The sequence below is a fragment of the Caballeronia insecticola genome (assembly GCF_000402035.1).
GTDB lineage: Bacteria > Pseudomonadota > Gammaproteobacteria > Burkholderiales > Burkholderiaceae > Caballeronia > Caballeronia insecticola.
This window is the reverse complement of record NC_021294.1, coordinates 386,651-400,881: the sequence shown is the minus strand read 5'-3', so window position 1 is coordinate 400,881 and position 14,231 is coordinate 386,651. Positions and strand designations below refer to the sequence as shown.

Below are 14,231 nucleotides of genomic sequence, written 5' to 3'. Positions count from 1 at the left end.
CTCACTTGAAGCGGATGGTCGGATTGATGACCGCGTACAGCACGTCCACGATCAGATTGATCACGATGAACTCCAGCGAAAACAGCAGCACTTCCGCCTGAATCACCGGATAGTCGCGCATCTCGACGGCATCGACGAGCAGGCGTCCGAGGCCCGGCCAGTTGAACACCTTCTCGACGACAATCGAGCCGCCGAGCAGAAAACCGAACTGCAGGCCCATCATCGTGACGACGGGAATCATCGCGTTGCGCAGACAATGCTTGATGATGACCATCGGCTCGTGCACGCCCTTCGCGCGCGCGGTGCGCACGAAGTCCTCGCCGAGCACTTCGACGAACGACGCACGCGTGAAGCGCGCCATCACCGCCGCCACGGCCGCGCCCAGCGTGATGGACGGCAGCACGTAACCCTTCCACGTTCCGTCACTTACGATAGGCAGCCAGCCGAGCTTCACCGAGAAGATTTCCATCAGCAGCATGCCGAGCGCGAAAGCGGGAAACGAGATGCCCGACACCGCGATGGTCATGCCCAGCCGGTCAGGCCAGCGATTGCGCCATACCGCCGACACAATGCCGATCGCCATGCCGAAGATCACGGCCCAGACCATACTCGCGAGCGTGAGCCACAGCGTCGGCATGAAGCGCTCGCCGATCTCCATCGACACCGGCCGCTTGCTGCGCGTGGACGTACCGAAGTCGAAATGCACGACCTTGCCGAAGAAGCTCACGAGTTGCTGCGGCAGCGGCTTGTCGAGGCCGAGATCGGCGCGCACGAGCGCCACGGTCGCCTCGTCGGCTTCGGCGCCGGCGGCGAGACGCGCGGGATCGCCCGGCAGCATGTGCACGAAGAAGAACACGAGCACCGCCACGATGAAGAGCGTCGGCAGCAGGCCCAGCAGGCGTTTGGCGAGGAAGTTGAGCATCGTTTTTTAAGGCCGGTGCGGCCGGGCGGCGAAGCCCGGCCGGGGCGTTTTACTTGATTGCGATCTCGTCGAAACTGAACGAGCCGTCAGGCATCACGTAGGCGCCGGACAGGCGCTTGCTGCGCGCATACACGACTTTTTCCGTGACGAGGAAGATCCACGGCGCATCGGCCCAGATGCGCTTCTGCGCATCCGCGTAGAGCTTGGCCTTCTCGCTGTGGTCGGTGGTGGCGAGCGCCTTCGAAAGATCGTCGTCGACCTGATCGTTCTTGTAGTACGCCGTGTTGAAGAGCTTCGGCGGGAACGACGCGCCGCCGAGCAGCGGCGAGATCGCCCAGTCAGCTTCGCCCGTCGACGACGACCAGCCGATGTAGAGCATGCGCACAGGCGCCGTCTTCGGGTCGGGCGCGCTTTCGATGCGCTGCACGCGCTGGCCCGCTTCGAGCGCTTCTACCGATGCCTTCACGCCCACCTGCGCGAGCTGCTGCTGCACGAACTGGATGATCTTCTGCGCGGTCGTGTGGTTATAGCCGGACCACAGCACGGTTTCGAAGCCGTTCGGATAGCCCGCTTCCTTGAGCAACTCGCGCGCCTTCGCGGGATCGTATTTCCAGGGGCCGAGCTTGGTCGCGTATTCGACGCCCGGCGGCACCACGCCTTCCGCCGGCACGGCATAACCCGCGAACGCCACCTTCACGAGCGCTTCCTTGTTGATCGCGTAGTTCATCGCCTCGCGCACCTTCGGATTGTCGAAGGGCTTCTGCAGCACGTTCATGCTGACGTAGCGCTGAATGATCGACGGCGCCGCGATCAAGTCGACCTTCGGGCTCGTCTTGAGCGTCGCGGCCTGCTCGAACGGAATCGAGAACGCGAAATCCGCCTCGCCCGTCTGCATCAGCGCGGAGCGCGTGTTGTTATCGACCACGGGCTTCCAGTCGATCATGTCGATCTTCGGCAAGCCCTTCTTCCAGTAGCCGGCGAACTTCTTCACCTTCAGGTCGTCCGTCTGCTTCCACTCGACGAATTCGAACGGCCCCGTGCCGACCGGATGAAACGCGATCTCCTTGCCGTACTTCTTGAGCGCGGTGGGCGAAATCATCACCGCCGACGGATGCGCGAGCACGTTGATGAACGCCGAGAACGGAATCTTCAGCGTGATCTTCACCGTGTACGGATCGATCGCTTCGGTCTTCTCGATCTTGTTGAAGAGGTTATAACGCTTCAGCTTGTTGTTCGGATCGGTCACGCGATCGAACACGGCCTTCACGGCGTCGGCGTTGAAGTCGGTGCCGTCGTGGAACTTCACGTCGTGGCGCAGATGGATCGTGTAGACCTTCGCGTCGGGGCTCGCTTCGTAGCTCGTGGCGAGCACGTTCTGAATCTTCATGTCCTTGTCGAAGCCGAACAGGCCCTGATAGAACGACTTCGCCACCGCTTGCGAGAGCGTGTCGTTGGCATCGTACGGGTCCATGGTCGTGAAGGTCGAGGCGACGGCCATCACGGCGGTACTCTGCGCATGCGCGGCGACGGGACCCAGCGCGGTCAGCGTGGCAAACACGCCTGCTGCAAGCAGCTTGCGCAACGGAAAAGGACGAGAAGACGGCATCGTTGGACTCCTTGGCTTGACGTTATGGTTGGGTCTTCAATACGCGCCGCCGACGTGATGCTCGGCAACGTAATGGTCTGGTCCTACGGCTACGAGCTTCGCGACGACAGGTTCGTCGCCGAGCTTGCGGATCGGGCTCGGAATCTCGTCGGCGGCGAGCATGCGCTTGGCGTGACGGCGCGACGGATCGGCAACGGGCACCGCGCTCATCAGCTTGCGCGTGTACGGATGACGCGGCGCTTCGAACACGGCCGCGCGCGGCCCGATCTCGACGATCTGGCCGAGATACATCACCGCCACGCGATGACTCACGCGCTCGACCACCGCCATGTCGTGCGAGATGAACAGATACGCGACGCCCAGTTCGCGCTGCAGATCGAGCATCAGATTGACGATCTGCGCGCGCACGGAAACATCGAGCGCGGAGACGGATTCGTCGGCGATCACGACTTTCGGATTCAGCGCGAGCGCCCGCGCGATCGCGATGCGCTGCCGTTGTCCGCCGGAGAATTCATGCGGATAGCGTTGCGCGGCTTCGGGCGGCAGGCCCACTTTTTCCAGCAGCCAGTCGACGCGCGCCTGCGCTTCCTTGCCGCTCGCGACGCGATGCACGAGCAGCGGCTCCATCACCGAGAAGCCGACGGTCAGACGCGGATTCAGCGACGCGAACGGGTCCTGAAAAATGAACTGGATGTTGCGCCTGAGCGCCTGTAAATCGGGGCCTTCGAGCTTGCTGATATCGCGCCCGTCGAATTCGATGGAACCGCTCTGGCTTTCGACGAGCCGCAACAGCGAGCGCCCCGTCGTCGATTTGCCGCAGCCCGATTCGCCGACGAGCGCAAGCGTCTCGCCCGGACGCAGATCGAAACTCACGCGTTCGACCGCATGCACCGCCGCCGTCGTGCGGCCCAGCAAACCGGTCTTGACCGGAAAGCGCGTGACGAGATCGCGCACGCGCAGAATCGGCCTGGCGGTTTCATCGACGGCGGGCTGCGTTTCCTTTTCGACCGCCTCGGACGGCCGCAACGCGCTCGCATCGTCGGGCGCCAAGGCCACCGGCTCCACTTCGAGAATCGGGAATTTCGCGGGGCGATCGGTGCCGTGCATCGCGCCGAGCGTCGGCACGGCGGCGAGCAGCGCCTTCGTGTACGGATGCTTCGGCGCATGAAACAGCGTGTCCGACGGCGCTTCCTCCACCTTGTCGCCGCGATACATCACGAGCACGCGGTCCGCCACTTCGGCGACCACGCCCATGTCGTGCGTGATGAAGATCACGCCCATGTTCATCTCGTCCTGCAGGCCGCGCACGAGTTGCAGGATCTGCGCCTGAATGGTCACGTCGAGCGCGGTGGTCGGCTCGTCGGCGATCAGGAGCGCGGGCTTGCAGGACAGCGCCATCGCGATCATCACACGCTGACGCATGCCGCCCGACAATTGATGCGGATAACGCGCGAACACGCGGCGCGATTCGGGAATACGCACGAGATCGAGCAGATGCAGCGCTTCGGTGCGAGCCTCGGAGCGGCTCTTGCCCTGATGCAGCGCGATGGCTTCCGCGATCTGATCGCCGACCGTGAAGACCGGATTGAGCGAGGTCATCGGCTCCTGGAAGATCATCGCGATGTCCGCGCCACGCACGCTGCGCATCGTCGCGGAGCTTGCTTTCGCGAGATCGAGCACCCGGCCGTTGCGGCGCCGGAACGCGATGCTGCCCGACACGATCTGCCCGCCGCCATGCTCGACGAGCCGCATCAACGCGAGCGACGTGACCGATTTGCCCGAACCCGATTCGCCGACGATCGCAAGCGTCTCGCCGCGATCGACCGAAAACGAAACCCGACGCACGGCTTCGATAATGCGCGCGCGCGAACGAAACGAGACCGATAGATCGTGCACGTCGATGACGCGCCCGTCCGGCAGATCCAGCGGCGGAGTCGACGTCGGGCTCATCATCGGTAGATGGCCGTGACGGGCGGCTCGCCCACGCGCGCGTAACCGCGATACATGCCCTCGGTGTTGAACGTCAGCGCGACGTTGCCCTGCGCATCGACCGCAACGAGCCCGCCGCGTCCCTCGATGCGCGGCAGCTTGTTCATCACGACATCGCTCGCAGCAGCTTCCAGCGACACGCCGCGATACTCCATCTGCGCCGAAACGTCGTAGGCGGCGAGCATGCGGATGAACATCTCGCCGGTGCCCGTGGTCGATACGGCGCACGTGGCGTCGTTCGCATAGCATCCCGCGCCGATCAGCGGCGCATCGCCGACGCGGCCCGCCTGCTTGTTGGTGATGCCGCCCGTCGACGTGGCCGCGGCCACATGACCGTGCGCATCGAGCGCGACGGCGCCGACCGTGCCGAACTTCTTCGCCGGATCGATCGGATCGTCTTCCGGCGGCGTGTTCGAGAACGCGAAGGTCTGCGCGTCGTGATCGAGCATCGTGCGCGACGTGCCGCGCGCCTTCAGCCATTGTTCGTAGCGCGCTTCGGTGCGGAAGTAGGACGGATCGACGAACTCGAGCCTTTGCGCCTGTGCGAACGCTTCCGCGCCCTCGGCCGTGAACATGACGTGGTCGCTCACATCGAGCACGCGGCGCGCGGCAAGCACCGGGTTCTTCACGCGCGTCACGCAGCTGATCGAGCCGGCGTCGAGCGTCGCGCCGTCCATGACGGAGGCATCGAGCTCGTGCGTGCCCGCGGCCGTGAACACCGCGCCGTGGCCCGCGTTGAACAGCGGGCAGTCTTCGAGCAGGCGCACGGCTTCGGTCACGGCGTCCAGTGCGCTGCCGCCGTCGGCGAGAATGCGCTCGCCCGCGCGCAGAATTTCCGCGAGCGCGGCGTGATAGCGCGCTTCGGTTTCGGTATTCATGGCGCTGCGCAGGATCGTACCCGCGCCGCCGTGGATGGCGATGACTGGTGTGGCGTTCATGACTCGCGCGGTTCCGTGTGAGTGGGTCGTTTGGTCGTGTGGCGGCGCGGTGCCGCCCGAGTGCTCGTGTTCACGTTCGCGCCGTTCAGCAGCGACGGCGCGACGAGCCACGGCAAGACGAATTCGGTCAATCCCGACGCCGCTTCGACCGAGCGCTTCGCGCGGTGCGCGACGGCATCGCACAATGCTTCGATGACGGCGAGCACCGCCGTGTCGCAATTCGCCGCGAGCCGCCGCTCGGCGCGCACCGGCAGCACGAGGTCCGCGACGTGCGCGAGCGGCGATGCGGCGCTGTCAGTGAGCGCGACGACGCGCAGCCCGTGTTCGCGCGCAAGCCTCGCGAGCGTGATGGTGTCATCGACGTAACGCGGGAACGCAATCGCGATCAGCACGTCGCCGCGCGCCGCCGTGAACAGCCTGCGCGCCGCGTGCGACGGCCCGCCCGTCAACGCGAGCGACTGCACGTTCGCGCAATATGGCGTCAGGCCATGCTCCATCAAGCCGGCCAGAAACGCGCTCGCGCCGTAGCCGATCACGAAGACGCGCGGCGCGGCGAGAATGGCGTCGACGATCGCGCCGGCCTTGGCGGCATCCACGGACGTCTGCGCGAGACGCAGATTCGCGGCGGCTTGCGCGAGCGATGCATCGAACACTTCGGCCCCGCTCGCCGGCGATTCGAGCGCCGTGCGCAGGCGTTCGACGGGCGCGATGGTCGCCTCGAAGCCGCGCACGAGCGCCTCACGAAACGCCGGATAGCCGGAAAAGCCGAGCGCGCGCGCAAACCGGTTCGCCGTGGCGACCGACGCGCCCACGGCGCCCGCCAGTTCGTCGATGCGCATCGTCGCCGAGCGGAACAGGTTGGCCAGCACGAAAGCACCCATGCGCCGATGGATCGGCGTGAGCGTCGGCATGGCGGCCGTGATGCGCGCGGAGATGAGATCGTCGGCCTTGGCAGGCGCGCGAACCGGTGGCGAACGGGTCATGAACGGCGCTGAGCCCTCGTTGCGGGATTGGCAATGAAAGTATATTTACTCAAAAAATCCGCCAGAAAAAATTCATTTTCATCGACTTCGGGTTTTCGATAAGACGCGCCAGGCCGCACATGCGCGGCGATCGGGCGCGCACGTTCATGCACAATACGGGACGCCGCGCCGCGAAAATGCACGCGTGCGCCTTCTTCGAGCTCCAATCACAAGGTATGAATTTCGATTTCCTCCCCGACCCGCTGCCGCACCAACTCGCCGCTCATCCGTGGGCGCAACTCGTCGCGGGTCTCGTCGCGCTGGTTCTGATCGCGCTGTTCGTGCAGTGGGTCGTCGCGCGTGTCGTGCTGTATCTCGCGCATCGGCTGCTCGTGCTGGCGGGGCACGAGAAATGGGATCGCGCGTTCATCCGGCGTCGCGCTTATCACCGGCTCTGGTACGCGGTGCCGTTCGCAACCGTCGCGCTCGGCATCGACGAAGTACCGCGCGTCGGTCATTGGGCGACGATCATCGAACGCATGGCGCACGGCGGCGCGTGGATCTGCGCGTTCCTCGCGGCGGGCAGCGCGCTTTCCGCGTGGCAGGACGTCTATGCCGACACCAAGGAAGCGCAGACGCGCTCGATCAAGGGGTATATCCAGATCGGCAAGCTTGCGCTGGCGCTCGTGTGCGGCGTGCTCGTGCTGTCGATCCTGATCGACCGTTCGCCGCTCTGGATGCTCTCGGGAATCGGCGCGCTGTCCGCCGTGCTGCTGCTCGTGTTCAAGGACACGTTGCTGTCGCTCGTCGCGAGCACGCAGCTCACGTCGAACGACATGCTGCGCATCGGCGACTGGATCGAGATGCCGCAGGCCGCCGCCGATGGCTTCGTGAAGGACATCGCGCTGCATACCGTCAAGGTGCAGAACTGGGACAACACCGTGACGACGGTGCCCACCTACAAGCTCTTCTCGGAGAGTTACCGCAACTATCGGCACATGTTCGAATCGGGCGGGCGGCGCATCAAGCGCACCATGCGTATCGACGCGCAATGCGTGCGTTTCCTTTCCGACGAGGAAACCGCGCGCCTGAAGCGCTTTCGTCTGCTGCACGATTATCTCGAACAGAAGCAGACGGAAGTCGAACAGGCCAACCGCAATCTCGGCGAACTGGCGAACGAACCGGCGAATCGCCGGCGGCTCACGAATATCGGCACGTTTCGCGCGTACGGGCTGGCTTACCTGCAGCGGCATCCGGAAATCCGTCAGGACATGGCGATCATGGTCCGCATGATGGAGCCGGAATCGCAAGGCATTCCGGTCGAGGTCTACTGCTTCACCGCCACGACCGCCTGGACGCAATACGAGCGCATTCAGGGCGATGTCTTCGACCATCTGCTGTCGATACTTCCGGAGATGGGTCTGCGGCTCTATCAGGCGCCGTCAGGCTCGGATTTCAGCGGCGTGGCAGGCCGTCTGCGCGGAGAAATGCCCACGCTCTGAGCTTGCTCAACACACTGCGCGTGCTGCCCGTCAAAAAGAATCAGGCAAGAATCGTCCAGTTTTGTGTATTCACGTTGACGTCTCCCGACCGTACGATTTAACCATCGCCGATGCGCCCATTTTCCGCAGTGTCCAGACTGCGGCGGAGTCGCTTTTTCTCGCGCATCGCCACTCAATCGTCATAAAAGGAAAACTCAACGTGATCGATCGCGTCCATGCCATGCGTGTCTTCACGCGTGTCGTCGATACGAACAGCTTCACGCGTGCGGCCGAGTCTCTCGGCATGCCGCGCGCGAGTGTTTCGACGACCGTGCAACAACTCGAAGCGCTCGTCGGCGTGCAACTGCTTGCACGCACGACGCGGCGCCTGAATCTCACCGTCGACGGTGCGGCCTACTATGAACGCTGCGCGCAGATTCTCGCCGATATCGACGAACTCGAATCCGGTTTCGGCGCGGGCGAGGAGCGCCTGCGCGGACGGCTGCGCGTGGAAATGCCGGATACCGTCGCGACCTCGATCGTCGTGCCCGCGTTGCCGGAATTTCACGCGCGCTATCCGCACATCGAACTGTCGATCGGCATCGGCAACCGCAATATCGATCTCGTGGGCACGGGCGTCGATTGCAGCATCCAGCTCGGCGAACTGCCCGATTCGGGACTCGTCGCGCGCCGGCTCGGCCTGCTCGAACAAGTGACCTGCGCAAGCCCGACGTATCTCGACAAGCACGGCGTGCCCGCCTCGCTCAACGAACTTGCGCGGCATGTCGCGGTGAACTGCGTATCGGAGAAAAGCGGCCGCCCCGCCGATTTCGATTTCGATGTCGACGGCGAGCCCGTCACGATGAAGATGCGCGGCTTCGTGCAGGTCGCCGACGAGCACGCGTATCTGGCGTGCGGCATCGAAGGGCTCGGGCTGATCCAGCCGTTGCGCATCGCCGCTCAGCCCTACCTGCGTTCGGGACAATTGCGCGAAGTGCTGCCGCAATGGAAGTCGCCGCCGCTCAAGGTATCGGTGGCGTTTCTGAAGAGCCGTCAGGCGACGCCGCGCGTGTCGGCGTTCGTCGACTGGCTCGCGGCGCTCTTCGAGCGTACCCAGCAAATCGACGATACGCTCACGACGCTGTATCGCTCGGCGCAGCGTCGCGGCTCCGCGCGGCGGGATCGCCCCGAGGAAGAAACCGCCGACGCGTAACGGCAGCGGCGCGGCGGCGCTAACGCACCGGCGTGGCCGCGCTCGCGCCCACCACCGTGTTCCATTTGCGCACTTCCCAGCGCTCGACGAGCCCGTTCGTCACGTACGGGTCGCCCTTCGCGAACGCTTCCGCCACGGCGGGCGAATCGCTGTGAAACAGGAGCATCGCCCGGTCGGCGGGCGAATCGAGCGCGCCCGCCAGCACGATTTCGCCTCGCTCGACCGCAGCCCACGCCAGCGCGAGATGCGCGTCGCGAAACTGCGCGCGGCGCTCCATATAATCCGGACAAAGTTCGTAGATCAACAGGTAGTGCATGGCCATCTCCTTCGGTGAATCGTTGCGCTTCATCAAATGATTTTGTCCCAATTTTGAAAGCTGAATTGAGACTTTAATCGGATGCCTCTGATCGTCTAACGATAGCGCATCGAACATCATGTGCAGAGATTCGCAACGGACCCTGCCATGAAACGTGACCAACCGCCCTGCAATACCTGCTCGAAACACAACTGCCGCTCGTGCGTGTGGACCTCTCCGCTCGACGCATCCTATCGCACGCTCATTCGTTCTCATTCCATGCTGTCGCTGGTCGCGCTGTCGGTCCGGAGCCACGAAACGGCTCCGGCCGAACCGTCGTGGCTGAGCATTGCAGCGAAACGCATCGTCCGATTGTTCTCCTGCAAGGCGTCGCGAGCACATTGAGAAACGTCAGTCAAGTGGTCCGCACGCATCATTTTCGTCAAGAAGTTTGCGCGCTCCTTTTTAGGATGACTGTACATATAGAATCCGCCCCCGTCGGGCGCCCGCTTCAGGCACTCATGTAAACAGGAATAGAGTCGATGAGCATCAATCTGGTCCAGGCGGTCAATTCCGCGTTCTCGGAAAACATCGCGGAGCAGCTGTCGCAACAGTTCGGCATTCCCGCGCAAGTCGTCCGCCAGGTGACGGCACGCGTCGCCCCCGGACTCGTGGCGTCGCTCATGGACCGCGCGACGCTCGTCCCGGGCGCGCAATCGATCTTTTCCGTGATCATGCAGCCGGAAACCGACGCGCACATGATCGATCAGTTCTCCCGGCTGATTTCGACGACCGGCGGCCTCAAACAGCTCGAAGCGGTCGGTCATTCGCTGGCCGCGGTCGCAACGGGCCGCCGCATCGATGCCCTGACCGACACCGTGTCCGCCGAAACCGGCGTGCCGACGCAAGCCACGTCGTCGCTGGCGGGTATCGTCGCCGCGGTGCTGTTCGGTGTCCTGAAGCGGCACTTCCTGCTCGCGCAATGGAGCGTGGCGCATTTGCCGAGGCTCTTGCGCGAGCAGGTTTCCGAGGTCAACGCATCGATGTCGAATGCGGTTGCATCGTCCATCGGCGTCGGTAACACCGAAGGCTTTACGGGCAGCATCGCCGCGCGGCTCGAAGCCGCCGCGTCGAACCTTGCGCAACGCGATTTCGCGCAACGCCCCAGCAGTGAGAGCGCCGTTGCGATCGGCGCGGAACCGTCCTTCAAAACGGGCGTGCAGGCCGCACCCGTCGCCTCGGCCGTGGTATCGGCGCAACCGTCCGCGCAAACCCTGCGCCCGCCGGTGCGCAAGCGCACACCGCAGCAACGCTCGAACAAATGGGTCTGGCTGCTGTTCGCGGTGCTGGCGGCCGTACTGGCCGCGCTCTTCTATTACGGCTTCGCGCACGACAAGACGATCAGTCTCGGCGCCGCTCCGGCAACGCAACCGGTCGCGAACGCGGTGGAATCTGCGGCATCGGCGGTGTCTCTCGATGCGCAACCCGCCGTGGTCGCACCGGCATCGGCGAGCGTGTCTGCATCGAGCGCCGAAGCATCGAGCGCAGCCGTAGCGAGCCCGAGTGCGACGGCGCAACCGGATGCAGCGTCGCAAGCATCGTCCGCCGACGCAAAAGACGCGCAACTGGTGTTCAACGGCCGCCCGACGGGTGGTCCCTCGATTCAGGCCACGGTCGGCAGCGAGGCAGAAAAAACGCAACTGATCGACGCGCTGACCAGCCGTTTCGGAAAGAGCTACACGGCGAACGTTTCGGTCGTGCCGGGAACGCGTCCGGCAAACTGGCTCGCACACCTGACTAACTTGGCGCCGCTCATGGCGGTGCCCGGCGCCGAAGCGAAGCTGACCGGCTCGAAAGTGGAACTGAGCGGTACGGCGGCGGACGCCAAGCTCGGCTGGGTCGATCGTCTGAAGGCATCGCTTGGGAATGCGTTCCAGGTTTCGTCGTTCGATGCCGAAAGCGCGGTTGCCGGTGCAACGCAGTCGTTCCAGGACGCCATCAAGACGCTGCTCGCCGCGAACGATTCCTGCTCGGGCGACAAGCTCACCAAGGTGCTGGATCTGCAGGTGGTCAATTTCGCCCGCTCCAGTGCGCAGGTGCCGGACAGCGCCAATGCAACGCTCGGCAAGACCGCCAAGCTGCTGAAAGACTGCGCAGCGAAGGGGTCGATGGTCAATCTCGAAATTGCCGGCTACTCGGATTCGCAAGGCGCGGCGCCGGCCAAGCTGGAAGTATCGAAGGAACGCGCGCATGCCGTGCGCGGCTTCCTGGTACGCGAGGGCGTGCCGCCCCAGTCGCTGACTGCCGAAGGTTATGGCGACGCACGCCCGGTCGCCGATAACGAAACCGCGAGCGGACGCTTTTCGAATCGCCGTATCGAGTTCGTCGTCAAGAAAAACTGAAGACGTAGAACGCTCGCCATCGTTGGATTACGCCGTCGCTGCAGAACGCGACGGCGTTTTTCGTTTACGCGCGCAGATTTTCGGCGCAGACGAAGCGATCAATTCGCTCGATCAGTTCGGTTTGGCGAAATCGTTCTCCGCCCAACGCTCCGCGCTTGCCTTGGTGAGCTTGAACGCAGGCGACACGCGCACGTGAGCCAATTGCGCGCCGAAGGCATCGAAGGCCTTCAGGTCGGCGTACGGATCGTCCTCGTCGGGCACGATCTCCAGCGCGACGCTGATCTGCTCGCCGTTCACGTCGATGGCGACGTTCTTGTGCAACATCGCGTGGCGCTGCTGCTCATGCCTGCGCAGCACTTCCGATGCCGTCTTCACGAGCGTGCGAAATGCCCCGGCGTCGAGCGGCTTCGGGTTCTTCTTGTCGCGGCCCATGGTCCACGGGCCGACAAGCGCGGGCTCGGCCTCGCCTGCCTGGATCATTTCGACGGCCCAGCCGTCGTCGTCTTCGTTTTTGATGACGCGCGCGGTCCAGCCGTCGTCACGCCAGAGGCGGTCTTCGTGGATCGTGTCGTCGGCGGGGGTGAGATCGGAATCGGAATCGGTGGTCATATCGTGGCAGCACTGGCTTGCATTGAGGCAATGCGACGAATTTTACCGTGCCGCACGCATGCGGCATCGTTCGTGCTGAAGACCTGGCCGAACGGCCGATCCCGGCGCGTGTCATACCCAAACCCATGACGCCGTGCTACTTTGCATGTACCGGGATGTCGTCCGGGAATGACAGCACACAAATCGACACACAATCGGCACACGAATCGGGAATCAGTCCGCAGCCCAGCCAAGACGCACTAAAACTCTGTCAAGGAGCAACCGCATGCTTGCATTCATCGGTACTTTGATCGTCGGACTCGTCGTCGGTCTTATCGCGCGCGCCATCAAGCCGGGCGACGACAACATGGGCTGGATCATGACCATCGTGCTCGGTATCGCCGGCTCGCTGATTGCGGGATACGTCGGGCGCGCGTTCGGCTGGTATCAGCCCGGGCAGCCAGCCGGATGGATCGCGTCGGTGATCGGGGCGATCATTCTGCTCGTCGTTTGGGGAATGATCCGCAAGCGCAGTTCGTAACGCGGCATCGGAACATTGCGTTTCGAGTTTCTTCTACGCCTCGCCGGGTTCGGCGAGGCGTCGTTTTATGCGCCGATGTGTCCGAAGTCGATCTCCGCGCCGCCGCGCACGACGCGATTGGGCAGCGCACCGCCCAGCCAGTACGCAAGCTCGGCGGGCCGGCCGATTTTCCACGCGACGAAATCGGCCATCTTGCCTTCTTCCAGTGTGCCGTGAGTCGAAGCGAGGCCGAGCGCGCGCGCGGCGTGCACGGTCGCGCCGGCGAGCGCTTCCTCGGGCGTCAGGCGAAACAGCGTGCAACTCATGTTGAGCATCATGCGCAACGAGAGCGCGGGCGAGGTGCCGGGGTTCAGATCGCTCGCAATCGCGATAGGCACGCGGTGCCGCCGCAGCGCGTCGACGGGCGGCAGTTGCGTTTCGCGCAACATATAGAACGCGCCGGGCAGCAGGACGGCGACCGTGCCCGCTTGCGCCATCGCAATCACATCTTCTTCGGTCATGTATTCGAGATGATCGGCGGACAACGCGCGATACCGCGCCGCCAGCGACGAGCCATGCAACGACGACAGTTGCTCCGCATGGAGCTTGACCGGCACGCCCAGTTCGCCCGCGCGACGGAACACGCGCTCGACCTGCTGCGGTGAAAACGCGATGTGCTCGCAGAACGCATCGACGGCATCGACCAGGCCATCGGCGACGAGCGCGGGCAGCATGTCATCGCACACATACGCGATGTAGTCGTCCGTGCGCTTCGCATATTCCGGCGGCAACGCGTGCGCCGCGAGACAGGTCGCGCGCACGGTGAGCGGCAGCGCAGATGCAAGACGCCGCGCGACGGCCAGCATCTTGCGCTCGTTGGCGAGATCGAGCCCGTAGCCGGATTTCACTTCGAGCGTCGTCACGCCCTCGCGCAACAGGCCGAGCGCGCGCGTGCGGGCGCTGTCGAACAACGCGTCCCCGCTGGCTTCGCGCGTCGCGCGCACGGTGCTCGCGATGCCGCCGCCACGCGCCGCGATGTCCGCGTAACTCACGCCTTGCAGCCGCTCTTCGAACTCGCCGCTGCGATCGCCGCCGAACACGAGATGCGTATGACAGTCGATCAGTCCGGGCGTCACCCACGCGCCTTGCAGATCGACGACTTCGCATTCGCCAATGTCCGGCGTCGCGCCACGCGGCCCGATCCACGCGATGCGCGCACCGTCCGTCAGAATCGCGGCGTCTTCGATGATCGAATACTCGCCGCGCGCCATGGTGGCCGCGTGGCAGTGGTGCCAGAGTGTTTTCATCGCGTGCT

Annotated in this window: 13 protein-coding genes; 4 read left to right on the top strand and 9 right to left on the bottom strand. The window is 64.3% G+C overall.

The features are described from left to right. Position 1: 1 nt before the first annotated feature. Genes gsiC through BRPE64_RS32885 form a run of 6 tightly spaced genes read right to left on the bottom strand, consistent with a single transcriptional unit; the run spans position 2 to position 6,644 of the window. Positions 2-922 (bottom strand): glutathione ABC transporter permease GsiC, encoded by a 921-nt coding sequence (gene gsiC / locus BRPE64_RS15925; protein ID WP_016354489.1) that lies wholly within the window; start codon positions 920-922, stop codon positions 2-4. Between the two features lie 49 nt (positions 923-971). Further along, the gene (gsiB, locus tag BRPE64_RS15920) at positions 972-2,528 is read right to left on the bottom strand and encodes a glutathione ABC transporter substrate-binding protein GsiB (RefSeq protein WP_016354488.1); all 1,557 of its coding nucleotides are present in this window, start codon (positions 2,526-2,528) and stop codon (positions 972-974) included. 36 nt (positions 2,529-2,564) lie between these two features. After that, positions 2,565-4,481 (bottom strand): dipeptide ABC transporter ATP-binding protein, encoded by a 1,917-nt coding sequence (locus BRPE64_RS15915; protein ID WP_016354487.1) that lies wholly within the window; start codon positions 4,479-4,481, stop codon positions 2,565-2,567. Further along, on the bottom strand, positions 4,478-5,455 hold the full coding sequence (locus BRPE64_RS15910; RefSeq protein ID WP_016354486.1) for an isoaspartyl peptidase/L-asparaginase family protein: 978 nt from the start codon (positions 5,453-5,455) through the stop codon (positions 4,478-4,480). Before BRPE64_RS15910 ends, BRPE64_RS15915 begins: the two co-directional genes overlap by 4 nt. Then, positions 5,452-6,438: a MurR/RpiR family transcriptional regulator gene (locus BRPE64_RS15905; protein WP_016354485.1), complete on the bottom strand. Its 987-nt coding sequence runs from the start codon at positions 6,436-6,438 to the stop codon at positions 5,452-5,454. Before BRPE64_RS15905 ends, BRPE64_RS15910 begins: the two co-directional genes overlap by 4 nt. Continuing rightward, positions 6,435-6,644 (bottom strand): hypothetical protein, encoded by a 210-nt coding sequence (locus BRPE64_RS32885; protein WP_016354484.1) that lies wholly within the window; start codon positions 6,642-6,644, stop codon positions 6,435-6,437. Before BRPE64_RS32885 ends, BRPE64_RS15905 begins: the two co-directional genes overlap by 4 nt. Positions 6,645-6,653: 9 nt before the next feature. Between BRPE64_RS32885 and BRPE64_RS15900 the strand changes: the two genes are divergently transcribed. Further along, positions 6,654-7,919 carry a mechanosensitive ion channel family protein gene (locus tag BRPE64_RS15900; RefSeq protein ID WP_016354483.1) on the top strand — a complete coding sequence of 422 codons (1,266 nt, stop codon included), beginning with the start codon at positions 6,654-6,656 and terminating at the stop codon, positions 7,917-7,919. 199 nt (positions 7,920-8,118) lie between these two features. Further along, the gene (locus BRPE64_RS15895) at positions 8,119-9,111 is read left to right on the top strand and encodes a LysR family transcriptional regulator (RefSeq protein WP_016354482.1); all 993 of its coding nucleotides are present in this window, start codon (positions 8,119-8,121) and stop codon (positions 9,109-9,111) included. Positions 9,112-9,130: 19 nt separating this feature from the next. Here the strand turns inward: BRPE64_RS15895 and BRPE64_RS15890 are convergent, their stop codons facing one another. After that, positions 9,131-9,427: a YciI-like protein gene (locus BRPE64_RS15890; RefSeq protein WP_044042686.1), complete on the bottom strand. Its 297-nt coding sequence runs from the start codon at positions 9,425-9,427 to the stop codon at positions 9,131-9,133. A 521-nt stretch (positions 9,428-9,948) separates the two neighbouring features. On the opposite strand from BRPE64_RS15890, the gene BRPE64_RS15880 reads away from it, so the two are divergent. Then, positions 9,949-11,808 carry an OmpA family protein gene (locus BRPE64_RS15880; RefSeq protein ID WP_016354479.1) on the top strand — a complete coding sequence of 620 codons (1,860 nt, stop codon included), beginning with the start codon at positions 9,949-9,951 and terminating at the stop codon, positions 11,806-11,808. Between the two features lie 111 nt (positions 11,809-11,919). Here BRPE64_RS15880 and BRPE64_RS15875 read toward each other — a convergent pair whose 3' ends face one another. Further along, positions 11,920-12,417: a hypothetical protein gene (locus BRPE64_RS15875; RefSeq protein WP_016354478.1), complete on the bottom strand. Its 498-nt coding sequence runs from the start codon at positions 12,415-12,417 to the stop codon at positions 11,920-11,922. Positions 12,418-12,682: 265 nt separating this feature from the next. On the opposite strand from BRPE64_RS15875, the gene BRPE64_RS15870 reads away from it, so the two are divergent. Then, entirely contained in the window at positions 12,683-12,937 is a 255-nt protein-coding gene (locus tag BRPE64_RS15870; protein ID WP_016354477.1) for a GlsB/YeaQ/YmgE family stress response membrane protein, read from the top strand. A 65-nt stretch (positions 12,938-13,002) separates the two neighbouring features. Here the strand turns inward: BRPE64_RS15870 and hutI are convergent, their stop codons facing one another. Continuing rightward, positions 13,003-14,223 (bottom strand): imidazolonepropionase, encoded by a 1,221-nt coding sequence (gene hutI / locus BRPE64_RS15865; protein WP_044042291.1) that lies wholly within the window; start codon positions 14,221-14,223, stop codon positions 13,003-13,005. Positions 14,224-14,231 lie beyond the last annotated feature (8 nt).